Source organism: Streptomyces sp. JNUCC 64 (assembly GCF_054484115.1).
On the sequence record NZ_CM137015.1, the window covers coordinates 7597504 to 7618951 of the forward strand.

Genomic DNA, 21448 nt, shown 5'->3' on the forward strand with positions numbered 1-21448 from the left:
CGCGCCCGTCAGGGGGCCGCCGTCACCGGGTCCGGGACCGTACCCGTCCCGTTCCCGGACCCCGGGCCGCCGTCCGGCGCGGCCCCGGTCACCGGCGCGGTGCCGTCCGCCGTCCCGGTGCCGTCGGCCGTCCCGGCGGTGAGGAACTGAGTGGTGGCCAGCTCCGCGTACAGGGAGTCCAGGCCCACCAGCTCCTGATGGGTGCCCACCGCGCGGACCCGGCCCGCGTCCATCACCACGATCCGGTCCGCCAGGGTCACCGTGGACAGCCGGTGCGCGACCACCAGCACCGTGGTGGTCCGCGCCACCTCCGCCACGGTGTCCCGCAGCGCCGCCTCGTTGACCGCGTCCAACTGGCTCGTCGCCTCGTCCAGCAGCAGCAGCCGGGGCCGCCGCAGCAGGGCGCGGGCGATGGCCACCCGCTGGCGCTCGCCGCCCGACAGCTTGGTGCCCCGGTGCCCCACCAGGGTGCCGAGCCCGTCGGGCAGCCGCTCCACCAGCGGGGCGAGCCGGGTGGTCCGGATCACCCGCTGGAGCTCGTCCTCGTCGGCGGTCGGATTGCCCAGCAGCAGATTGTCGCGGAGCGTCCCGGACAGCACGGGGGCGTCCTGTTCCACGTACCCGATGGCGGCCCGCAGCCGGGACAGCTCCCAGTCGCCCACCGGCCGCCCGTCCACCTCGATCCGGCCCGCCGTGGGGTCGTAGAACCGTTCGATGAGCGAGAACACCGTGGTCTTGCCCGCACCGGACGGCCCCACGAACGCGGTCATCCCGCGCGCCGGGACCTCGAACGTCACCCCGTGGTGGATGGGCGGCGCGTCGTCCGCGTACCGGAAGTGGACCCGGTCGAAGGAGAGCGACAGCGGCGGCTCGCCGGGACCCGGCAACGGGGCGGGACCCACGGCCGGTTCGGCGGGCAGCCGCTGCGCCTCCTGGATGCGCAGCACCGCCGCCGAACCCGTCTGGTACTGCATCACCGCCCCCACCACCTGCTGGATCGGGCTCATCAGATAGAACACGTAGAGCAGGAACGCCACCAGGGTGCCCACCCCGATGGCCCCGGTGGCGACCCGGGCGCCGCCGACCGCGAGGACGGTGAGGAACGCTATCTGGATGGCGAGTCCGGCGCTGTTCCCGGCGATGGCCTCCCACTTGGCGGCCCGGACGCTCGCCCGCCAGGAGTCCTCGGCGGCCCGGTGCACCACCTCCTCCTCGCGGGCCTCCGCGCCGGACGCCTTGATGGTGCGCAGCGAGCCGAGGACGCGCTCCAGCGCCGCCCCCATCACCCCGACCGACTCCTGGGCGCGCTTGGTCGCCCGGTTGATCTGCGGCACGATCACCCCGAGGACCGTTCCCGTCAGCACGATCACCGCGAAGGTGACCCCGAGCAGCGTGAGGTCCGTCCACCCCATCATCACCAGCGTCGCCACCAGGGTGAGACCGCCGGTGCAGAGCCCGACCAGCGCCTCGGTGGTGACCTCGCGCAGCAGGGTCGTGTCGGAGGTGACCCGGGCCATCAGATCGCCCGGTTCGCTGCGGTCCATCGCGGAGATCCGCAGCCGCAGCAGATACGAGGTCAGCGAGCGGCGGGCGCCCAGCACCACCGACTCGGCGGTGCGGCGCAGCAGGTACCCGCCGAGCGCGCCGATCACGGCGTTCAGCAGGACCAGCGCCGTCATCACGACCAGCGGGCCGGTGATGGACTCGTCCCGCCCCAGGTTCTCGATCAGCGACTTCGCGGCCAACGGCAGGCCCAGCCCGGTGGCGCCGGTGATCAGACCGAGCACCGCCCCGCCGATCAGCGCCCAGCGGTGCGGACGGGCGTGGTCGAGCAGGACCCGCCACGGCGGGACGGTCTCCCCGGACGGTGGCTCCGGGGCGTCGGCCCCCGGGCGCGCCGGTCGTCGGTCGTCGTGCGGTGTGTCCACGGGTCCCCCCGGAGGTCGGCGGCTCGTCGTACGTCCGCCGTGCTCGTCCCCTGGGTGGTACGGCGGTCAGCCCGCCGCGAAGGTGACCGTCCCGTCCGGCAGGACGGCCTCGACCCGGGCCCCGTGCTCCACGGTGCGGCTCACGGTGCAGTACTTCTCATGGGTCAGGCGAACGCCGCGCGCGAAGAGTCCGGCGGCCCGGTCGTCACCCTCGGGCAAAGCCATCTCGTACGTTACGCGGACCACCCCCACCCGGCCGTCATCCTCAGGGAGGGACCTCGACTCCACCGTGATGCGTAGGTCCGGGTGTTCGACCGTCCTCGCGGTGCGGTCCACGACGAGCCCCGCGCACCCGCCGAGCGCGGCCAGCAGCAGCTCCACGGGGGTGAACGAGGGCTGGACGGCGGGGTCGTCGGCCGCGCCGATCCGGACCTCGGCGCCCCGCCTGTTGCGGGCGGTCCAGTCCCGGTACCCGTCGCGCACCGTCTCGACGCGGTAGTCGGCCATGGTCGGTCTCCCCTTCGTCTCGTCGGACGGGCTCCGCGCCCATCCGGGTCCGGACGGGCTCCGCGCCCATCCGGGTCCGGACGGGCTCCGCGCCCATCCGGGTCCGGACGGGCTCCGCGCCCATCCGGGTCCGGACCCGGATGGGCGCCCATCCCGGCCCGGGCGGGCTCCGCCCCCGGCATCGAACCGCGTGCCGCCCCGCCCGGCCACCCGGACGGGGCCGGGCGCGGGACCCGCCGGGCGGGCCGCTGGGCCGAACCGGCGGCAATGCCGTCGATCGGCTTATCCGATGACGGAACGGGAGATAGGGGGTGAGGTGGACCCGGTCCCGTCCCGCGCGGGCGGGCCCGGAGGAGACCCGCCCGGCGGGACGCGAGGGCGCGCGGGCGAGCGGCCGAGAGGCCGCCGCGAGGGAGAGGACAGTGCCATGTTCCGTACGCGCACCGCGGCCGTGGCGGCCGCCGTACTGCTACCGGTGCTCGGGGGCGCCCCCGGGGCGGCGGCCGTCGGGGGACCGGTCGGCGCGAGCGCCGCGGTGACCCCGTCGGTGGTGGCGCCCGGCGGGTCCTTCACCCTGATCGTCGACTGTTCGGCGGTGGCCGAGCCCGCTCCCCGGGTGCTCGACAGTCGGGGTGTCGGCGCCCCCCTGACGCTCTCCCCGGCCGGGGCCGGACGCTTCCAGGCCGCCGGGCGGCTGGCCCGTGAGCTGCCGGGGGCGGTGGCGGTGGTGATCGACGGCGACTGCGGAGGGCCGGACAGCCGTTGGATCGCCGGCGTGCTGGTCGGCGGCCCGACCGCGACGCCCGCCCCGACCGCCACCCGGACGCCCGCCCCGACCGCCTCCGTGGCGTCCGGCCCCGCGACGGCCACCCGGGTCCCGTCCGGCACGGCGCGGACCCCGGTCCCGGGCGGCTCCCCGACGGCGGGCGGGGTGCGCGGGGGCCTCGGCGGGGCCTTCGGCGACGGTCCCACCCGGCCCGAGGTCCTGGTCGGCGCCGGACTGCTCGCGCTGGGCGCCCTGGGCGCGGCCGTCGCGCTGCGGCGGCGGATCCGCGCGCGCCGACGCTGAGCCGGGCGGGCTGTCCGCGCTGAGCCGGACGGGCCCGTCCGGCTCAGCACGGGCGGGCCGTCCCGCGCTCGCGAAGGCCCTCACGTCAGCGCTGACGTGAGGGCCTTCGGGTCGGCCCGCCGCCGGGGAACCCGTCGCCACCGGGGGAGCCCTCCCCGGCCGGAGGCGACGGCCCGTCGTCGGGGAGCCGTCGCCGTCAGGGGAGCCGTCCCGAGCCGGAGGAGGCGGTCCGCCGCCGGTGGAGCCGTCCGCGGGGAGGGGGGCCGGTCCGTGGGGTGGGGAGTGGGGGAGCCGTTTCGTGCCGTGGGGGTCGTCCGTCGCTGATGAGCCGTCCGCGGGCTGGGGGGAGTCTCGTTGAGGGGAGCCGTCCGTGGGGCGTGGGTGGAGCGGTCCTAGTCGAGGGGAGCCGTCCGTGGGTCGTGTGGGAGCGGCCCTCCGTCGGAGAAGTCGTCTGCGGAGCCGGGGAACCGTCCCCCGTCGGGGGAGCCGTCCGGAGCCGGGTCAGCGCGAGCCGCGGCGGCGGACCGCCGTGTACACCCCGAAGGCCACCGCGCCCGCGACCAGCGTCCCGCCGAGCGCGAGCTGCACCGGGCCGATCCGGCCGAAGTCCCCGCCCACCCCGGCCCGTACGCCCTTGCGGGTGTCGTCCGCCGGGTCCCCGCCCTCGTCGGGCCGGGGCCGGGCGGACTCCCGGGCGCCCTGGTCGCGGTTCTCGATGACGACCCGGACGACCTTGTCCCGGCCGTCGCAGGTGAACGTCACCTCGTGCTCGGCCCCGTGCACGGCCTCGGCGGAGACGACGGCCGGTGCCGACCGGCCCTCCACGATCTCGGTCAGCGAGAAGACGCCCGAGTCCACGGCGATCCTGGGCACCCGGCAGCCCCGGGAGAGCAGCGTGACCGTCCCGCCGGGCGCGACCCGGGTCGGGGTGACCTCCACCTCCCAGGCGGCGGGCGGCTGCTCCCGCACGGGCGCCCCGTCGCCGGTGAGCGAGGGCACCTCGTCCCCGGTGAGGGCGGGGGGCTCGTCGCCGGTCAGCGCGGGCGGTTCGGCGAAGCCGTCCGGCCCGTCCAGGGGGGCCGCGTCCGTCCCGGGGGGTGCGGCCTCCCGCGCTCCGGCCGAGGGGGCGGCGCCCAGTGCGAGGACCAGCGCCGCGGCGACGGCTCCCGAGGTCCGTACGATCGCCCGCATCACATCACTCCCGTTCCCCGCGGCCCGCCGGGACGGGCCGGGAGTCGTCGGTCCGGGGTCCCCGTGGTCGGCCCCGCTGGCATGGACGCTAGGAGCGCCCCGGCGCGGTCGCCCCCCGGCGGGGGCCATCCGGGGGCGTCCAGGGTTACCGGGTGCCAGCCGACGGGTACCGGGCGGCGACTCTCCGTGGCCGGTCACCTTCCGTCGCGGGACGGGCGCGGCACGGATTCCCAGCGGGGGAGGACTGCGGTCCCCTCGGAGGGGGTATTCGGGTGATATGACAGCAAACACCATGTTTCTGGCAGCGCCCGACGGAGCCCTCGTGGCCATCCCGATCGTCGTCGGGGCGATCATCGTCGGGGCGCTGATCTGGATCGTCTGGGTCGGCATCGGCGTACGCAGCAGGGAACCCGACCCCCCGACCCGGGAACAGCAGCCCCATCTGCCGGAGGGCGGTGCCGTCCGGGAGATCAGCGAGCGCCGTGAGCCGGACGAGCTCCCGTACGACAAACACGGTGGGCTGAACCCCTACCAGCTCCACGGGCACCTGCCCAACAAGCGCAGCGAGGACCAGCGCCGCAGACGCTGGACCCCCGGACACAGCGGGTCCTTCGGCGGGGGCGGCGGCGGGGCCCACTGAGCCACCGGCCGTCGGCCCGGACCCACCTGCCGACGCCAGCACCCCGTCCCGGGACCCCACCCGTCGACGCTGGCACCCGTCCCGGGACGGACCGGTACCCCGTCTCTGGCGTCGGCACTCTGTCCCCTGGGACCAGGCACCCCATCCCCGGGACCGGCACACTTCGCCGTTCCGGATCAGCCGCCCCCAGAGCCCCGGGACCCTCCGGACCCCCCGGACCCACGGCGCCGGGCGCCCCGGCGCCCCCGGGACGCCCCCGGCCCGCCGCGCCCACCACCACGCCCCGGCCGGGCGCCGGAAGCCGAGCCGGAAGCCGGAGCGGAAGCCGAGCCGGAAGCCGCGCTAGAAGCCGAGCCGGATGCCGAAGCCGTCGCCGTGGTCGCCCAGTGCGCGGGCCGGACGAACCCCTCCGGCAGCACGGTGCCCGCGTCCCCCCGCGCCGCGTTCACCTGCGCCTGGACGAGGAACAGACAGCCCGTCAGATCGGCCCCGCGCAGATCCGTGTCACGGAAGTCCGCGCCGAGCACGTCCGCGCCCCGCAGATCCGCGCCGGACAGGTCCGCCGCGATCAGCAGCGCCCCGCGCAGACCCGCCCCGCGCAGCCGCGCGCCCCGCAGCCGGGCCCCCATCAGATCGGCGCCCCGCAGGTCCCGGCCCCGCTCCCCGGCCCGGGCCGCCCCGCTCACCCGCTCCAGCAGTACGCCGACCTCCCGGCGCACCGGGGCCACGTCGAAGCCGGTGAGGACGTCCGCGTCCGCGAAGGTCAGCTCCGTGACCCGGTCGCACAGGGCCCGCAGCCCTGCCTCCACCTCCCGGGCGGCGGGCAGCGCCAGGGCCTCCCGCAGATGGCGCAGCAGTTCATGGAGCTGCCGCATCACCGGGAACACCGCGAACATCGGCCCCGCCACCGAGCGGTCCGCCCGCCAGTCCCGTCCCCCGAACGTCACCTGGGACACCTGCTGCCCCGCCCCCGCGCAGTCGAAGACCGTGCAGCCGGTGAACCCGCGTCCCCGCAGCTCGCGGTGGATCCCGCAGCGGAAGTCCGCCGCCAGGTTGCCGCACGGCGTGCCCGCCGCCTTGTCCACCGCGAACTCCGCGGACCTGGCGAAGGGCAGCGCCACACAGCACAGCGCGAAGCACCGGGAGCAGTCCGCCCGCACCTCGGGGGCCCCGGCCCGGGACCCGGCGTCACCCCCGCCCCCCGCCGGACCCGGGGGACCCCCGCTCCGTTCGGCACCCCGTTCGGACGCCTTCACACGCTCTCCCCGACGGCTCAGGGGGCCGCGCCCACGGACGGCGGAGGGCCCGCCGTGCCCGGCGGGCCCCTCGGTACCCGCCCATTCTCCCCGCCCCGGCCACCGGGCCGTCACCCGGTCGGCCCGCCCCCGGACCACCGGGGCCGGGGGCCGAACGGCGGTGGACTCCGCCGCCTCCCCGGAGCGTCCGCCTGCGTCGCCCCCCGTTTGCTGGCAGGCTGGGGGGACACCCACGAGATCCCGCCGGCCCGGTCCTCCGGGATCCGGTGGGCCGCGCGGGCCGACGTCCGGCCCGCGCCCGGAGCGCGCGCCGCACCAGGACGGCCGCGCCGCACCCGCCACGCCTCTGCGATGGGCCCGCGATGGACAAGGAAACGCCGGCGGCCGACGCCGACCAGCCCCCCACCGACCAGCCGCCGACCACGGACACCGTCTTCGGCGCCCCCTGCTGGGTGAGCCTGCTCGCCCGCGACCTCGGCGCCGCCCAGGAGTTCTACGGCCGGGTCCTCGGCTGGACCTTCCGCAAGGGACGGCTAGGGGACGAGTTCAGCGTGGCCCTCAGCGCGGGGGTCCCGGTGGCGGGCATCGGCGCCCTCGCCCCCCGGCTGCGGATGGCCGTGGCCTGGACCCCGTACTTCGCGGTCTCCGACGCCGACGCCACCGCCGCCCGGGTCCGGGAGCGCAGCGGCACGGTCGCGGTGGGCCCCCTCTCGCTGGCGGGCGGCCGGGGCGCCCTCGCCGCCGACCGGGACGGCGCCGTCTTCGGCATCTGGGCGGGCCGCCTCTACGCCGGATGGGACGTCTGGCACAAGGACGCCCCCGCCTGGGTCCGGCTGCGCACCCGCAACGCCTTCGACGCGGCGATCTTCTACGGCGAGGTCCTGGAATGGGCCTGCGACCGCCCCGGCGCCTGCGACGTCGGCTACGAGGAGGACGAGGTGGTGCTGCGCAGCGGCGGCCATCTGGTGGCCCGGCTCAGCTCCGGCACCGCCGGAGCGGCCGACGGCCCCGGAGTCCGGCCCCGCTGGCAGGTGTACTTCCCGGTCCCCGACGTCGAGGAGTGCGTCCGCGCCGCCCTGGCCCACGGCGGCGCGGAGGTCGCCCGGGAGACCACCCCGTACGGCCCCGAGGTGACGCTGCGCGACCCCGACGGCGGACTGTTCACCCTCACGGGCGACACCCCGCGCGGATGACCCGCCCGCCCGCGCCGCGCCGCGCCGCCGGGAGGCGGTGACCGGTGGGCGGCTGGTGGTACCGCGACATCGTCGAACCGGGCAAGCTGCCGCTGCTGCTCGCGCTCGTCTCCTTCGTCACCGCGTTCGCCCTGACCCGGCTGGTCACCCGCATGATCCGGGCCGGGAAGGGGCCGTTCCGGAACGTCACCCCCGGCGGACTGCACATCCACCACGTGGTGCCCGGCATCGTCCTCATGGTCGTCGGCGGCTTCACCCTGCTCGCCGGGGGCCGCCACGGCTTCGGCACCGGGTTCGCCGCCGTGCTGTTCGGGGCGGGGACGGGACTGGTCCTCGACGAGTTCGCGCTGGTGCTCCATCTGAGCGACGTCTACTGGACGGAGGAGGGCACCAAGAGCGTCGAGGTCGTCGTCATCACGACCGCCCTGGCCTCCCTGATGCTCCTCGGGTTCTCGCCGTTCGGGGTGGACGGCCTCTCGGACCAGGACGTCCGGGGCCGGGCCGCCGCGGTCCTCGCCGTGGTCGGCAATCTGGCGCTGTCGGTCGTCGCCCTGCTGAAGGGCAAGACCCCGACCGCGCTGATCGGGGTGCTGGTCCCGTTCGTCGCCTTGGTGGGCGCGGTCCGGCTGGCCCGCCCCGCCTCCCCGTGGGCCCGGCGCGTCTACCGCGACCGGCCACGGGCCCGGGCCCGCTCCCGGACCCGGGCCTACCACCACGACCGCCGCTGGAGCGGACCGCTGCGCCGCCTCACCTACCTCATCGGCGGCCGCCCCACCCCCGGTCCGCCGCCGTCCGGCTGAGCGGCGCCCCCGCCGGGCCGTCCGGTCAGCGCACCGGGAAGCCGAGGTCCCAGCCGTCGACGATGCGCTTGGGACCGGCGAGAATCACGTCCTGCCCCGGGTCGTAGCGGACGTAGGAGTCGCCGCTGAACAGCCAGGTCTCCTTGGTGCCGGGCCGGACGCACGCGGCGTCGACCCGCCTGCTGAAGGGGGTGCCGCGCAGGGCGGTCCAGGTCCGGGCGATGGGCGTGGGCCCGACGGCCAGCCGGTCCTGCGCCAGCTGGTAGCGGACGTACTGGTCGCCGGCGAAGAGCCACACGCCGTCGGAGTCCCCGGGGTCGGGGAGGGCCGCGTCGATGCCGTGGGCGAAGTCGGTGCCGCTGAGCCCGGTCCAGCCGCTCGCGATGGGGGTGGGCGGAACGACGACCCGGCTGTCGTCGAGGTCGTAGCGCAGGTACTGGTCGTCCCGGAAGAACCACGCCTGGTGCGCGTCCGGTTTGGGGATGACGGCGTCGACCCGGTCGGCGAAGCCGTGGGTGTCGAGGCCGGGCCACCCCGGTCCGACCCGGCGCGCCTCCTGGGTGACGGTGTTGGCGTCGAGGTCGAACCGGAGGTAGAGGTCGTCGTGGAACATCCAGACCTCCGACGGCTTCGGGACCGGCCCCGGGCAGGGCAGGACGGAGCTGACGCCGTCGGTGAACGCCTTGCGCCTCAGGGGCTCCCAGCCCTCGTGCACGTGCTGGGGGCCCACCACGAGGCTGCTGGTCTGGAGGTCGTAGCGGACGTAGTAGTCGCCCCGGAACAGCCAGAGCTGCCCGCTGTTCCCGGGGACGGTCAGCGCGGCGCTGACGCCGTGGGCGAAGGAGGTGCCCGCCAGCCCGGGGAAGTGCTCGGCGATGGCGTGCGGACCGGTGACCGTGTCGTCGCGCAGGTGGTAGTAGAGGACCTCGGCGTCCCGGAAGAGGAAGAGGCCGCCGCTCGGGTCGCCGGGGTCGTGGACGGCGGCGTCGACGCGGTCGGTGAAGGACGTGGTGGTCAGGGCGGGCCATCCCACGGCGATGTCCTTGGGGCCGTAGACGGTCTTGTGGGTGCCGGTGTCGTAGCGGGTGTACCGGTGTCCGCTGAACAGCCAGACGTCGGTGGAGCTGCCGGGGACGGCGACGACCGTGTCCAGGCGCAACGCGAACTCGGTGTCCCGCAGGGCGGGGAACGCGTCCCCGAAGGAACGGGGGTCCCCGGTGGCGACGGTGTCGTGGACGAGGTCGTAGGTGAGGCTGGTGCCGGGCCGGAAGAACCACGCCGTGGACGCGTCCGGCAGGTTCCCCCCGGCGTCCAGCACCGGATAGAGGCGCCCGCGCGGGATCTGCCGCTCCCCGGCCGCGACCGTTCCGGCGGCCTTCGCCCCCGAGGAGGAGGAACCCGGCTGGGTGCCGGGGCGGCCGTGCAGGATGGTCAGCGCCAGCGCCACGGCGGCGAGGGTCCCGTAGGGGCGGGTGAGCACCGTGTCGGGGACCGGCTCCCCGGGCGCCTCCCGGTAGCGGTCGAACAGGCCGGAGAGCGAGGACCAGTTGGTCTCCGCCTCGGTGATCCGGTCCCGCTGGTCCTGGCTGACGGAGCCGGTCGTCCCCCACAGCCCGTGCAGGGTCCGCGCGATCATGCGGAACCGCACGGCCTCGCAGACCATCTCGACCAGGAAGCCCATCGCCGACCGCTGGTGGTCGCGCACCCCGGGGCCCTCCCCGAGCTGGACGAGCGCCGTGCGCAGGGCCGCCCAGCCCAACGGCCCCCGGGGCAGGCCGTCGGAGCCGTAGCTCTCGTGGATCCCCGTGTCGTGGAGGACGAACCCCTCGGCCGCGGCCATCCGCAGGATCCCGGCGGTCGGGTTGGACAGGTGGTAGAAGTCCCGCTGCCCGGTGAGCGTGAACCCCCACCCGTACAGATCGGTGTCCTGCACGTACCAGTCGACGGAGGCGTCGCTCCCGGCGACCAGCCGGACCACGAACACGGTGTCGGGGCTGTCGCTGCTGCCGGTGCGCCGCAGCCGGTACATGGTGACCAGCCGGGAGCGGTCGGAGTTCGCCGAGGCGTCGACCTGTCCCGGTTCGGCGACGGCGACGTGGTCCCTGATGGCGTTGACGAAAGTGGCGAAGGCGGTGGGGTCGGTGTCGTCGAGGTTCAGGGTGGCGACGAGGGGCGGAGGCATGTCGGTGTCCCGTCTCGGTGTCGGAGGCTCGTCGGGGGAGCGGCCGGAGCGCACGCGGAACGTGAGGCGCGCCGGGCCCGGGTGCCCGGTGGCGGCGTCCTCCCCGCTCGCGCCCCGGCGGACGCGGCCCTCAGTCAACCTCCCCGGCGGGCCCGGCCGGAAGACGGGATCCGGCTGCCCTCGGACCGGTGCGGACACCGGGGCCCCACCGGTCCCGGGGGCCGTCAGCCGGACCGGGAGAACCCCACTCGTTCCCGTGACGGCACACCCGGCACCGGCGTCCCGGCGACGGCCTCCCCCCGGAGCGGTCCAGGGTGACCCGAGGGGAGGCGGTGCGTCACCGGGGCGGCGCCGGACGGCCGGTGGCCGGTACCTCCTCGCCCGGCGGGACGGGTCCCGGCGGGGTCCCCCCGCCGAAGGGCCGTCCGCCCAGCCGCTCCCGCCCGTGCGGGGCCAGCCAGCCGTCCAGCACCGGACCGAGCGGCACGATCCCCGTCGGGTTCACCCCGGTGTGGACCCGGTAGTAGTGCCGTTTGACGTGGTCGAAGTCGACGGTGTCCCCGAACCCCGGGGTCTGGTAGAGGTCCCGGGCGTACGCCCACAGCACCGGGTTCTCCGCGATCTTCCACAGATTGCACTTGAAGTGCCCGTGGTAGACCGGGTCGAAGCGGACCAGGGTGGCGAACAGCCGGACGTCCGCCTCGGTGAGGGCGTCCCCGACCAGGTACCGCTGGTCGGAGAGCCGCTCGGTCAGCGCGTCCAGCCGGGCGAACAGCGTCCGGCAGGCGCTCTCGTAGGTCTCCTGGTCCGCGGCGAAGCCGGTCCGGTACACCCCGTTGTTGACGTCCTGGTAGACGTCCTCCATCACCGCGTCGATCTCGTCCCGGAGCGGCTCGGGGTAGAGGTCCGGCGCGCCCGGGCGGTGCAGCGCCGTCCACTCGGTGGCGAAGTCCAGGGTGATCCGCTGGAAGTCGTTGGTGACGAGCCGTCCGCTGGGCACGTCCACGATCGCGGGCACGCTCACCCCGCCCGGATAGCCCGTCTCCCGGGCGTCGTACGCCTCGCTGAGGTACCGGATGCCGAGGACCGGGTCCCGGTCGTCGGGGTCCAGGGTGAACCGCCAGCTGCGGTCGTCCTGGATCGGGTCCGCGACCGCCAGCGACAGCGCCGCCTCCAGCCCCAGCAGCCGCCGGGAGATCAGCGCCCGGTTCGCCCAGGGACAGGCCCGGCTCACCACCAGGCGGTACCGTCCCGCCTCCACCGGCCAGCCGTCGCGGCCGTCCGCCGTGATCCGGTCCGCGAAGTGGCTGCGGGAGCGCCGGAACGGCTTCCTGCCGTAGGAGGCGTTGCCGTCGCCGCCCGCGTTCGTGCCGCCGTCGGTCGGACTCATCGGGGGTCCCCTCTCTCGTCGGTGCCCCGGCCGGTGGTCATCGGACCGTCCGGGCGCCGGGTCCCGGGCTGTCGGGCCCGGGACCCCGGGCTGTCGGGCCCGGGACCCGGCCGGGCCGGGGAGGTCAGGTCCGCGTCCCGGCCCGGTCGGGGATCCGCCGGGTCGCGGTCCAGGTCAGCAACTCCTCGGCGGACCAGGTGGTGACGATCCGCTCCGGCGGCACCCCGCACTCCTCGGCGCGGGCGCATCCGTAGGGCTGCCAGTCGAGCTGGCCCGGCGCGTGCGCGTCGGTGTCGAGCGCGAAGAGGGTACCGGCCGCGACCGCGCGCCGCAGCAGACGGCGCGGCGGGTCGAGGCGCTCGGGACGGCAGTTGATCTCCACCGCGGTGCCCGTCTCGGCGCACGCCGCGAACACCGCGTCCGCGTCGAACGAGGACTCCGGCCGCCCCGGTTCGCCCAGCAGCCGCCCGGTGCAGTGCCCGAGCACGTCCGAGCGGGGATCGCGCACCGCCGCCACCATCCGCCGGGTCATCGCCCCGGCGTCCATCCGCAGCTTGGAGTGCACCGACACCACCACGAGGTCCAGCTCGTCCAGCAACTCCGGCTCCTGGTCCAGCGAACCGTCGTCGAGGACGTCGCACTCGATGCCCCGCAGCAGCCGGAACGGGGCCAGCTCCCCGGCCAGCGCGGCCACCTCCGCGAGCTGGGCGCGCAGCCGCTCGGGGGAGAGCCCCCGGGCCACCTTCAACCGGGGCGAGTGATCGGTCAGCACCGCCCATTCGTGTCCGAGGGCCGCCGCCGTGCGGGCCATCTCCCCGATCGGGCTGCCGCCGTCCGACCAGTCGGAGTGCAGATGGGCGTCGCCGCGCAGCAGCCGCCGCAGCTCCGCGCCGCCGCCGGTGAGCGGACCGCCCGCCTCCTCCTCCACCCGTGCCAGGTACTCCGGCACCCTCCCCTCCAGCGTCTCCCGCACCACCTGAGCGGTCTTCGGGCCGATGCCCCGCACCTTCGCCAGCGAGCCCGCCGCCGCCCGCCGGGCCACCTCGTCGGCCGGGAGCGCGGCCACCGTCGCGGCGGCCGTGCGGAACGCCTTGGCCCGGTAGGGCGGCGCCAGCGACCGCTCCAGCAGGAACGCCACCCGCTCCAGCGCCGCCACCGGCGTCAGGGGCCCGTCTGGTCCGGCCGGTCCGGCTGACCCCATCGGCTGGCTCCTCCCACCGGTCCGTCCGGGCGCGCCGGGCGGTCGCCCGGGCCCGCCTTCCAGCTTCGCCCACCCGCCCCGGCCCCGCACGGCGGCCGTTCCGCCCGGTTCACAGCCCGGGGGCGCCCCACAGCGCGAACCAGCGGGACAGTTCCGGCTCGACGCGCAGGTCGTCCGCGAGCGCCGCCCGGGTCCGCAGCTCCAGCGCGTTGTCCCGGCGCTCCCCGGGCAGCGGCGCGAACGGGTAGAACGTGCCCCGCTTGTACAGGTAGACCAAGGCCAGCGGACTCCCCCCGGGTGTTCGGAAGCCGATCAGGGAGCAGAGCAGCTGCGGGCCGAAACCGCCGTCCTGGAGCGTGGAGTTGACCGTGTGCAGATCGCCCACCAGGTCCGGGAGCCCGTCCGGGGAGCGCCGGGAGACCAGCCAGGAGTAGCCGAACGGGTCCCGCTCGGACGTCACCGCCGGTCCCGGGCCGGCCGCGCCGACCGTCAGCAGCTCCCGCGTCTCCTCGGTGATCCGCGCGAACTCCGCCCCCTCCACGCTGGAGAAGCACACCGAGCCCACCCCGGTGGGCGCCAGCCCCTCCGCCGCGCGCAGGGTGAGCGCCGCGGCGGGCACCGCGAACAGGTGGTCGAGGTCGGGCGGCACCGGCCGGGTGCGGCCGAACAGCGCGTCGAGGAAGCCCATGGCTCAGTCCCGCCCGGTGGCCGACCCGAGCCGGTCGCCGATCCGGGCGAGCTGGTCGAGCCGCCGCTCCAGCGGGGGATGGGTGGCGAACAGCGCGGACAGCCGGTCGCCCGCGCCCCCACCGCCGATCGCGGGCGCGAAGTAGAACGCGCTGAACGCCCGCGCGGTCCGCAGGTCCGAGGTGGGGATCCGGGCGATGTCCCCGGTGAGTTTGGTGAGCGCGGAGGCCAGCGCCGACGGACGTCCGGTGAGCAGGGCCGCGGCCCGGTCGGCGGCCAGCTCCCGGTACCGCGACAGCGCCCTGATCAGCAGGAAGCTCAGCGCGTACACGGCGGCGGACACCCCGACCACGGCGAGTACCACGACCGCCGTGTTCTGGTCGCGCCGTCCGCCGAGCACCCCCGAGTAGAACGCGAACCGCACCGCGAGCCCGGCGAGCACCCCGAGGAACGAGGCGACCGTCATCACCGCGACGTCCCGGTGCGCGACGTGCGACAGCTCGTGCGCGAGGACGCCCTCCAGCTCCTCGGGCTCCAGCCGCCGGGTCAGCCCCCGGGTCACGCAGACCACCGCGTGGTCGGCGTTCCGCCCGGTGGCGAAGGCGTTCGGCAGGTCCAGCGACGAGACCGCGACCCGCGGCTTCGGCATGTCGGCGGCGGCGCACAACCGGTCCACCACCCCGTGCAGCCGGGGCTCCTCCTCGGGAGTCACGATCCGGCCGCGCAGCGCGTACAGCGCGACCCGGTCCGAGAACCAGTACTGCGCCCACAGCGCCCCGCCCGCGATCACCACCACCAGGACCCACGACTTCAGCAGGGCGATCAGCACGCCCACGAACACGACGTACAGCAGACCGAGCAGGAACAGCGTCAGCCCCATCCGGGCGGTCAGGCCCCGGTCGGGCTCGAAGCGGCTGTGCATGGCCACCTCCCCGTCCTCGGGTGAGCACCCGGCCCGGCGGGCCGGGTACCTCCATGGTCCGTCATCGGCGGCCCGGAGGACAGCGCCCACGGCACCGGACCGGGAGCGGGCTCAGGGCGCCCGTCCCGGAGCGGGCCCGTCCGGCTCCCGCACCACGTCCCGGGGCCGTTTGTCGTCGCGCAGCCCCGTGAAACGGGGGTGCCGCAGCATCCCGTCCCGGGTCCACTCGGCGAACGCCACCTGGGCCACCAGCTCCGGCGCCACCCACCGGGCCCGCCGTTCCGCCACCGGCCCGTCGAACGGGGAACCGGGCACGCGCAGCGCCTCCAGCCGGGCGCGCAGCGTGACGAGGGTCCGCTCGGGGAAGCCGGTGCCGACCTTCCCCGCGTAACGCAGCGCCCCGTCCGCGTAGGTGCCGAGCAGCAGGGCCCCGAACCCGGCCCGGCCGCCCGTGGGCTCGGTGAACCCGCCGATGACGAACTCCTGGCCGCGCGCGCACTTCAGCTTCAGCCAGTCCGCCGACCGGCGCGGCTGGTAGTGGCTGTCGGCGCGCTTGGCGATCAGCCCCTCCCAGCCCCGGGCGCACGCGGCGGCGAGCGGATCGGCGCCGCCGCCGTCGCGGTGCGGGGTGAACCGCAGCGGCGCCCGGTAGACCAGGGCCCGCCGCAGCAGTGCCTTGCGGGCCCGCAGCGGCAGCCGGGTGGTGTCGGCCCCGGCCAGCCGCAGCAGGTCGAAGGCGTAGTAGACGACGCGCACCCCGCTGGCCGCGATGTCCGCCTCCCGGGTCAGCCCCATCCGCCGCTGGAGCCGTCCGAAGTCGGTGCGTCCGCCGGTGAACGCCACGATCTCCCCGTCCACGGTGACGTCCGCGAGGTCCTGGGCCGCGAGGGCGGCGGCGACCTCCGGGTAGCTCTCCTCGATCCGGCGTCCGGTCCGCGACAGCAGGACCACCCCGTCGCCCTCCCGCACCGCGAGCGCGCGGACGCCGTCCAGCTTGCGTTCGAGGATCCAGCGGTCGGAGAACGCGCGGCGCCCGCTGGGGGTGGCCAGCATGGGCCGCGCGGCCAGTTCCCGTCCCGGCCGGGCCACGCTCAGCAGCCGCACCTGCGCGGGGGGCAGGGCGGCGAGCAGATCGGTGCCGTCGGACACGGGCTCCTCCCGGACGGGACGGGACGGGACGGGGACACGGGCGTGGGGGCGGTGCGGCGGGACCCGGGGCGGGGGCGCGGACCCAGAGAGGCCCGCCGACCCGCCGGGCCGTGACGCCCGCCGTGGCCCGCCGCACCACCCACGGCCGCGTCGCCCGCCGTGGTCCGTCGACCGGCGCGCCGTGGCTTCCGCCCCGGTCCGCCAGCCTGTCGGGCGGTGGCTGGCCCGCCGGGCCGTGCCGCCCACCGTGGTCCGTCGACCGGCGCGCCGTGGCTTCCGCCCTGGTCCGTCAGCCCGTCGGGCCGTAGCCGACCCGCCGGGCCGTGGCTTCCGCCCTGGTCCGTCAGCCCGCCGGGCCGTGGCCGACCCGCCGGGCCGTGCCGCCCGCCGTGCTCCGTCGGCCTGCCGGGCCGTGTCGCCAGCCGGGACGGGCCGGGCCCACCACCCCAGCATCACTCCGCGCCCGCCCCGCCGCACCCGGCGTACCCGCCGCACCCGCCCCGGCCGCCGTGGGCTCGTGGGTCCCCTCGACGGCCCGGACGGCCCGGACGGTCCGGCCCGCAGGGCACGGCGGGGCCCGGCGCGGTTACCGGGTCCGGGCCTCGACGAGGTGCATTCCGGGCGCCCCGTCCAGCGGGATGGTCCGGACCCGCCGGTACCCGGCGGCGTCCAGCAGCGCGTCGTACTCGGCCTCGCGGCGTTCCCGGCCGCCGAGGCCGAACAGCATCACCAGGTCCAGGGAGGTGGCCAGGTCGTCGTGGGGCCGTTCGGGCAGCACCGCCTCCACCAGCAGCAGCCGCCCGTGCCCGGTCCGCTGCGCGGCCCGGCAGTTGCGGAGGATCTCCAGCGACCTCGCGTCGTCCCAGTCGTGCAGGATCCAGGAGAGCAGGAGGGTGTCGGCGCCGGGCACGGCGGCGAAGAAGTCCCCGGACACCACGTCCGCGCGGTCGCCGAGTCCGGCCCCGGCGAGGGCGGCCCGCGCGGGCTCCGCCAGCTGCGGCAGGTCGAAGACGGTGCCGGTGGCGTCCGGGGTGCGGGCGAGGATCTCGGCGACCAGGGTGCCGAGCCCGCCGCCGACGTCGGTGAGGGACCCGGCCCCGGTGAAGTCGTAGGCGGCGGCGACCGCGCGGGCGGTCCGCCGGGTGAAGGAGGCCATGGCGGCGTGGAAGACCTCGTTGTCCTCCGGGTGGGCGGCCATGTGCCCGAAGTAGGTGTTCCCGAACCGCTCCTCGAAGGCGGGCCGTCCGGTGCGCAGACTGACCAGCGGGTCGTCGAACATCCGGAACGTCACCCGGTACATCAGCCGGAACCAGGGGCGCAGCGTCTCGGGGTGGTCCGACTCCAGCAGGACGCTGGTCTCGGTGGCCAGGTAGCGCCCCTGGTCGTCGAGTCCGAACGCGCCGGTCGCCACCAGCGGACGCAGCAGCCGGAGCAGGGCGTCGGGGCGGGTGCCGGTGGCGTCGGCCAGCTCGGCAGCGGAGGCCGGGCCCCGGGCGACCAGGTCCGGTATGCCGAGCTCCGCCGCGGTCTGCAGCGCCCGGTCGGCGACGAAGCCCCAGGACTCGTGGAGGAGCCGGTCGGTGAGGGGCGGCGCGGGCACCCGGGGCGCGGGGACGGGGGAGGAGGGTACGGCGGCGGTCATGGTGCGGCCTCCGGGAGGTCGGTGGTGGTCCGCCGGACCGGTGGGTGCCCGCGCGTCCCGCACGGCGTCCGGTGGGACGCGCGGTTCGCCGCCGGGCCCGACTCCCGGTGATCATGACCGACGGGGCGCCCCCGGGGCCAGCCCCGTGCGCGCCCCGGCCGGTCCCCTCCACCGGCCGGGGCGCGCGGTCACCGGTCAGCCGCCGGGCAGCGCGCCCCGCAGCTGACGCAGGAACACGGCGTTGGAGGCGGTGCCGCGCATCCGGCCGAGCAGGGCCTCCAGCGCGCCGCGCCCGTCCCGGCCGAGGAAGGCGCGCCGCAGTCCGTGAACGGCCGTCAGTTCCGGTGCGGGGAGCAGCAGTTCCTCCCGCCGGGTGCCGGAGGTGGTGACGTCGACGGCCGGGTAGAGCCGTTTGTCGGCGAGGTCCCGGCTGAGCCGCAGTTCCATGTTGCCGGTGCTCTTCAGCTCTTCGAAGTAGTAGTCGTCGGCGCGTGAGCCGGTGCCCGCGAGGACCGTGGCGAGGATGGTGAGCGAGCCGCCCTCCTCGGCGCACCGGGCGGCGCCGAACAGCCGCTTGGGTCCGGTGAGCGCGGTGACGTCGACCCCGCCGCTGAGGGTGCGTCCCCCGGCCTCGGCCGCGTTGTTGTGGGCCCGGCACAGCCGGGTCAGCGAGTCGAGCAGCAGGACGACGTCCCGGCCCTGTTCGACCAGGCGCTTGGCCCGTTCCACGGCGAGTTCCGCGAGGGCGATGTGTTCCCGGGCCGGACGGTCGAAGGTGGACGCGTACACCTCGCCCCGGACGCCCCGGCGCAGATCGGTGACCTCCTCGGGGCGTTCGTCCACGAGGACCACCATGAGGACGCAGTCGGGGTGGTTGCGGGTGACGGCGGCGGCGAACTGCTGGAGCAGCACGGTCTTGCCGCTCTTGGGCGGGGCGACGATGAGCCCGCGCTGTCCCTTGCCGATGGGGGTGACGAGGTCGGTGACGCGCAGGGTCAGCGGTCCGCCGGGGTGCTCCATCCGCAGCCGTTCGCGCGGGTGGAGCGGGGTCAGGTCCCCGAAGCGCGGGCGTTCCCCGAGGGCGTCGGCGGGCCGTCCGTTGACCAGGTCCACCCGGGTGAGCGTCCGTCGCCGTCCGCGCGGGGAGTCGCTGGCGGCGGCCCCCGTCAGGGTGTCCCCGGCGCGCAGTCCCAGACGGCGCGTCAGCGCGACGGGGACCTGTGGGTCGCGGGGGGTGGCGGTGAGGTCGGGGCCGCGCAGCTGGCCGTGCCCCTGGGCGGTCAGATCGAGGACACCGGTCACCGGCGCCTCCGTCCGGCCGTCGGGGGAAGCGGTGCTGACGGGGTGTTCGAGCGCGAGGGTCATGGAGGGGGGTCCTTTCACGGACGGTACCGGGAGGCGCGGGGGTCGGATGGGGGAGGGGGTCCGGCGCGGGCGCGGGACGGCGTCCACGCGTCCGGGCGGGCGGAAGACGCCCGCGACCGGGAGGAACCACACAGCGCCGCCGCACCGGAGCGCGGGTCGGCCACGGAGGAAACGGGCCGACGGTACGGATCGGTGGAGGAGGCGATGCGTGTGGAGCGGAGAACCCCGGTGAGGGGGTGGGGAGAAGAAGGCACCGGCACCGGATTCGGTGTACACACGTGCCGTTACTCACGTTAGCACGGCGTGAGGAACCCGTCAGGGGCGTACGGGTGCGGGAAGGCGCGCGAGGGGCGCGAAGGCGCGCACGGCGTAGGCCGGGCCACCTCGCGCGCCACTGGTACGGCGGATTCCGCGACGGTTCACCCCCGCACGGAGGGGAACGGGGCCACGATGACCGGAACCGGGCGCACGGAACGACCGGCGTACGGGAACGACCGGCGCACCGGACGGCGGTGGCACCGGACGACGGAAGCCCCGGAACGCACCGGCGCGCCGGAACGGCCGGGCACGGCGTCCGCCGCGCCCCGGCGCGGGACCGCGCCGTCCGCGCCGGTGAGGTCCGGCCCCGGCGCTCCGGGCGGTGCCCCGGGACCCGGCCGTCCGCGTCCGGCGAGGACGCGACGACCGGCGTTCCGGCGCCGCTCGCCCCGCCGTTGCGGCCCGGCCGCTCCTATGGCGTCCTTGACGAGAGGTGACTTCTTGAGCACGCACGACACGGCATCGACGGCATCGAACCCGGTCCTGGCACCGGACCCGGCGACCGCGACCGCTTCGGCGCCCGCGGTGACCCCGGCGGTCCACGGATCCCGGACCCGCCGCCCGCCCGGCCCCCGCCCGACCCCCGGCCCCGCTCCGGCGACGGGCGCCGCCGGGCCGTCGCACGCCGTCCGGCGCCCCGCCCCCCGGCGGCTGATCGGCTCTCTGGTCGTCGCGGGGCTCCTGGCCACCGGGGTCCTCTCCGGTGCCCCGGCCGGTGCCGCGACGGGGGCCCGTGCCCCGTCCACCGGGACGGGGTGGAACGTCCCCCGGCTGACGGTGATGCCGCTCGGGGACTCCATCACCCAGGGCGTCGGCAGCTCCACCGGCGACGGCTACCGGGCCGCGCTGCGGGACGGTCTCGCCGAACACGCGACCGAGGTGGACTTCGTGGGGTCCCTGCGGCACGGCACCCACCCCGACCCCGACCACGAGGGCCACTCCGGCTACCGGATCGACCAGATCGCCGCGGGCATCGGCCCCTGGCTGCTGGCGGCGGCCCCGAACGTCGTCACCCTGCACCTGGGGTCCAACGACGTCAACCGGGACCACCAGGTGGCCGGGGCGCCCGAGCGGCTGGCCGGACTGATCGACCAGCTCACCACGGCGGCGCCGGACCTCACCGTGCTGGTCGCCCCGCTGGTGCCCAACAGCAGGCCCGGGGTCGCGCCCCGGGTGGCGGCGTTCAACCGCGAGCTGCCCCGGATCGTGGGCGAACGCCGGGACCGGGGCGCCAAGGTCGTCCTGGTCGACTTCGACGCCCTCGACGACGGCGACCTCAAGGACGGTCTGCACCCCAACGACAGCGGCTACCGGAAGATGGCGAGGGCCTTCCAGGCCGGGGTGGCGCGCGCCGCCCGGGCCGGTCTGATCAGCGAGCGGGTGACCGTCGACCCGGTGCCCGCCGCCACGGGGGCCCGCTCGCGCTGACCCGGACGGAGCGACGGACGCGCGGAAGGCCGGAGCGCCCCGGCACCGCGCGCCGTCAGCCGATGGGCTCCCGCGCCAGGAGCGAGCGCCGGAACAGCAGACCCGTCGGACCCGTCTTCAGCTCCCGCTCGCCGACCCGGGTGAAGCCGGTGCGGACCAGCACCGCCCGGGAGGCCGGGTTGTCGACGGAGACCCGGGCCCACAGGGAGTGCAGCCCGTAGCCGCGCGCGGTGTCGACCATCCGGCGCACGGCGTCCGTCGCGAGCCCCCGCCCGGTGGCCTTCCGGGCGATCCGGTAGCCGAGTTCGGCCTCCCCTTCGGTGACGTCGACCAGGTTCACCCGGCCCAGCACCTCGCCCTCGCCGTCCACGATGACGTGGAAGTAGTGGTGCCCGGCCTCCTGTTCCGCGAGCAGCGCCCGGTGCCGGGCGGCGAAGTCCGTGAAGTACGCGTCGCCCCGGTCGGGCACGGAGGCGGCGAAGTACGCGCGGTTGTCCCGCTCGAAGGCGAGCAGCGCGGTCGCGTGATCGGCGCGGAGCAACTGGATCTGCGGCATGTCCGTACGATACGCGCCGCTCAG

17 protein-coding genes and 1 pseudogene are annotated in these 21448 nt (G+C 76.3%); 5 read left to right on the forward strand and 13 right to left on the reverse strand.

Annotated features, from left to right (window positions below; all coding sequences use genetic code 11):
* Positions 1-8: 8 nt before the first annotated feature.
* Both ACVWNX_RS31435 and ACVWNX_RS31440 read right to left on the reverse strand, forming a co-directional pair.
* Positions 9-1835 (reverse strand): ABC transporter ATP-binding protein, encoded by a 1827-nt coding sequence (locus tag ACVWNX_RS31435; protein WP_454415013.1) that lies wholly within the window; start codon positions 1833-1835, stop codon positions 9-11.
* 159 nt (positions 1836-1994) lie between these two features.
* On the reverse strand, positions 1995-2435 hold the full coding sequence (locus ACVWNX_RS31440; RefSeq protein ID WP_454411582.1) for an OsmC family protein: 441 nt from the start codon (positions 2433-2435) through the stop codon (positions 1995-1997).
* Positions 2436-2862: 427 nt separating this feature from the next.
* On the opposite strand from ACVWNX_RS31440, the gene ACVWNX_RS31445 reads away from it, so the two are divergent.
* Positions 2863-3504, forward strand: a complete 642-nt coding sequence (locus ACVWNX_RS31445; RefSeq protein WP_454411583.1) for a hypothetical protein — start codon at positions 2863-2865, stop codon at positions 3502-3504.
* A gap of 501 nt (positions 3505-4005) precedes the next feature.
* Here ACVWNX_RS31445 and ACVWNX_RS31450 read toward each other — a convergent pair.
* Positions 4006-4695: a hypothetical protein gene (locus ACVWNX_RS31450; RefSeq protein WP_454411584.1), complete on the reverse strand. Its 690-nt coding sequence runs from the start codon at positions 4693-4695 to the stop codon at positions 4006-4008.
* A gap of 277 nt (positions 4696-4972) precedes the next feature.
* Here ACVWNX_RS31450 and ACVWNX_RS31455 point away from each other — a divergent pair, with 277 nt between their 5' ends.
* A complete protein-coding gene (locus tag ACVWNX_RS31455) occupies positions 4973-5335 on the forward strand; it encodes a DUF6479 family protein (RefSeq protein WP_454411585.1) in 363 nt (120 codons plus the stop codon).
* A 383-nt stretch (positions 5336-5718) separates the two neighbouring features.
* Here ACVWNX_RS31455 and ACVWNX_RS31460 read toward each other — a convergent pair.
* Positions 5719-6495 (reverse strand): annotated as a pseudogene (locus tag ACVWNX_RS31460) (pentapeptide repeat-containing protein); the annotation flags it as partial.
* A 458-nt stretch (positions 6496-6953) separates the two neighbouring features.
* On the opposite strand from ACVWNX_RS31460, the gene ACVWNX_RS31465 reads away from it, so the two are divergent.
* Both ACVWNX_RS31465 and ACVWNX_RS31470 read left to right on the forward strand, forming a co-directional pair.
* Positions 6954-7784: a VOC family protein gene (locus ACVWNX_RS31465; protein WP_454411586.1), complete on the forward strand. Its 831-nt coding sequence runs from the start codon at positions 6954-6956 to the stop codon at positions 7782-7784.
* A gap of 44 nt (positions 7785-7828) precedes the next feature.
* Positions 7829-8584: a hypothetical protein gene (locus tag ACVWNX_RS31470; RefSeq protein ID WP_454411587.1), complete on the forward strand. Its 756-nt coding sequence runs from the start codon at positions 7829-7831 to the stop codon at positions 8582-8584.
* 25 nt (positions 8585-8609) lie between these two features.
* Here the strand turns inward: ACVWNX_RS31470 and ACVWNX_RS31475 are convergent, their stop codons facing one another.
* From ACVWNX_RS31475 to rho, 8 genes are all read right to left on the reverse strand, one after another.
* Positions 8610-10766, reverse strand: coding sequence for a hemopexin repeat-containing protein (locus ACVWNX_RS31475; RefSeq protein ID WP_454411588.1), 2157 nt, complete (start codon positions 10764-10766; stop codon positions 8610-8612).
* A gap of 337 nt (positions 10767-11103) precedes the next feature.
* On the reverse strand, positions 11104-12156 hold the full coding sequence (locus ACVWNX_RS31480; RefSeq protein ID WP_454411589.1) for a glutathione S-transferase family protein: 1053 nt from the start codon (positions 12154-12156) through the stop codon (positions 11104-11106).
* A gap of 124 nt (positions 12157-12280) precedes the next feature.
* On the reverse strand, positions 12281-13321 hold the full coding sequence (locus ACVWNX_RS31485) for a PHP domain-containing protein (RefSeq protein ID WP_454415014.1): 1041 nt from the start codon (positions 13319-13321) through the stop codon (positions 12281-12283).
* A 145-nt stretch (positions 13322-13466) separates the two neighbouring features.
* Complete coding sequence (gene pspAB, locus ACVWNX_RS31490; protein WP_454411590.1) at positions 13467-14045, reverse strand: PspA-associated protein PspAB; 579 nt, start codon at positions 14043-14045, stop codon at positions 13467-13469.
* 3 nt (positions 14046-14048) lie between these two features.
* Entirely contained in the window at positions 14049-14966 is a 918-nt protein-coding gene (gene htpX / locus ACVWNX_RS31495; RefSeq protein ID WP_454415015.1) for a zinc metalloprotease HtpX, read from the reverse strand.
* Between the two features lie 111 nt (positions 14967-15077).
* The gene (gene ligD / locus ACVWNX_RS31500) at positions 15078-16115 is read right to left on the reverse strand and encodes a non-homologous end-joining DNA ligase (RefSeq protein ID WP_454411591.1); all 1038 of its coding nucleotides are present in this window, start codon (positions 16113-16115) and stop codon (positions 15078-15080) included.
* A 586-nt stretch (positions 16116-16701) separates the two neighbouring features.
* Positions 16702-17757, reverse strand: coding sequence for a methyltransferase (locus ACVWNX_RS31505; RefSeq protein ID WP_454411592.1), 1056 nt, complete (start codon positions 17755-17757; stop codon positions 16702-16704).
* A gap of 195 nt (positions 17758-17952) precedes the next feature.
* A complete protein-coding gene (gene rho, locus ACVWNX_RS31510; RefSeq protein ID WP_454411593.1) occupies positions 17953-19122 on the reverse strand; it encodes a transcription termination factor Rho in 1170 nt (389 codons plus the stop codon).
* Between the two features lie 759 nt (positions 19123-19881).
* On the opposite strand from rho, the gene ACVWNX_RS31515 reads away from it, so the two are divergent.
* Positions 19882-20868, forward strand: a complete 987-nt coding sequence (locus tag ACVWNX_RS31515) for an SGNH/GDSL hydrolase family protein (protein WP_454411594.1) — start codon at positions 19882-19884, stop codon at positions 20866-20868.
* 55 nt (positions 20869-20923) lie between these two features.
* On the opposite strand, the gene ACVWNX_RS31520 is transcribed toward ACVWNX_RS31515, so the two are convergent.
* Positions 20924-21424: a GNAT family N-acetyltransferase gene (locus tag ACVWNX_RS31520; protein ID WP_454411595.1), complete on the reverse strand. Its 501-nt coding sequence runs from the start codon at positions 21422-21424 to the stop codon at positions 20924-20926.
* Between the last annotated feature and the right edge of the window lie 24 nt (positions 21425-21448).

What these genes read in the sequence shown, in the direction of transcription:
- rho (WP_454411593.1), bottom strand. Translation starts at nt 19,122, where the DNA reads ATGACCCTCGCGCTCGAACACCCCGTCAGCACCGCTTCCCCCGACGGC.
- htpX (WP_454415015.1), bottom strand. Translation starts at nt 14,966, where the DNA reads ATGCACAGCCGCTTCGAGCCCGACCGGGGCCTGACCGCCCGGATGGGG.
- ACVWNX_RS31520 (WP_454411595.1), bottom strand. Translation starts at nt 21,424, where the DNA reads ATGCCGCAGATCCAGTTGCTCCGCGCCGATCACGCGACCGCGCTGCTC.
- ACVWNX_RS31465 (WP_454411586.1), top strand. Translation starts at nt 6,954, where the DNA reads ATGGACAAGGAAACGCCGGCGGCCGACGCCGACCAGCCCCCCACCGAC.
- ACVWNX_RS31475 (WP_454411588.1), bottom strand. Translation starts at nt 10,766, where the DNA reads ATGCCTCCGCCCCTCGTCGCCACCCTGAACCTCGACGACACCGACCCC.
- ACVWNX_RS31445 (WP_454411583.1), top strand. Translation starts at nt 2,863, where the DNA reads ATGTTCCGTACGCGCACCGCGGCCGTGGCGGCCGCCGTACTGCTACCG.
- ACVWNX_RS31480 (WP_454411589.1), bottom strand. Translation starts at nt 12,156, where the DNA reads ATGAGTCCGACCGACGGCGGCACGAACGCGGGCGGCGACGGCAACGCC.
- ACVWNX_RS31440 (WP_454411582.1), bottom strand. Translation starts at nt 2,435, where the DNA reads ATGGCCGACTACCGCGTCGAGACGGTGCGCGACGGGTACCGGGACTGG.
- ACVWNX_RS31505 (WP_454411592.1), bottom strand. Translation starts at nt 17,757, where the DNA reads ATGACCGCCGCCGTACCCTCCTCCCCCGTCCCCGCGCCCCGGGTGCCC.
- ACVWNX_RS31455 (WP_454411585.1), top strand. Translation starts at nt 4,973, where the DNA reads ATGACAGCAAACACCATGTTTCTGGCAGCGCCCGACGGAGCCCTCGTG.
- pspAB (WP_454411590.1), bottom strand. Translation starts at nt 14,045, where the DNA reads ATGGGCTTCCTCGACGCGCTGTTCGGCCGCACCCGGCCGGTGCCGCCC.
- ACVWNX_RS31450 (WP_454411584.1), bottom strand. Translation starts at nt 4,695, where the DNA reads ATGCGGGCGATCGTACGGACCTCGGGAGCCGTCGCCGCGGCGCTGGTC.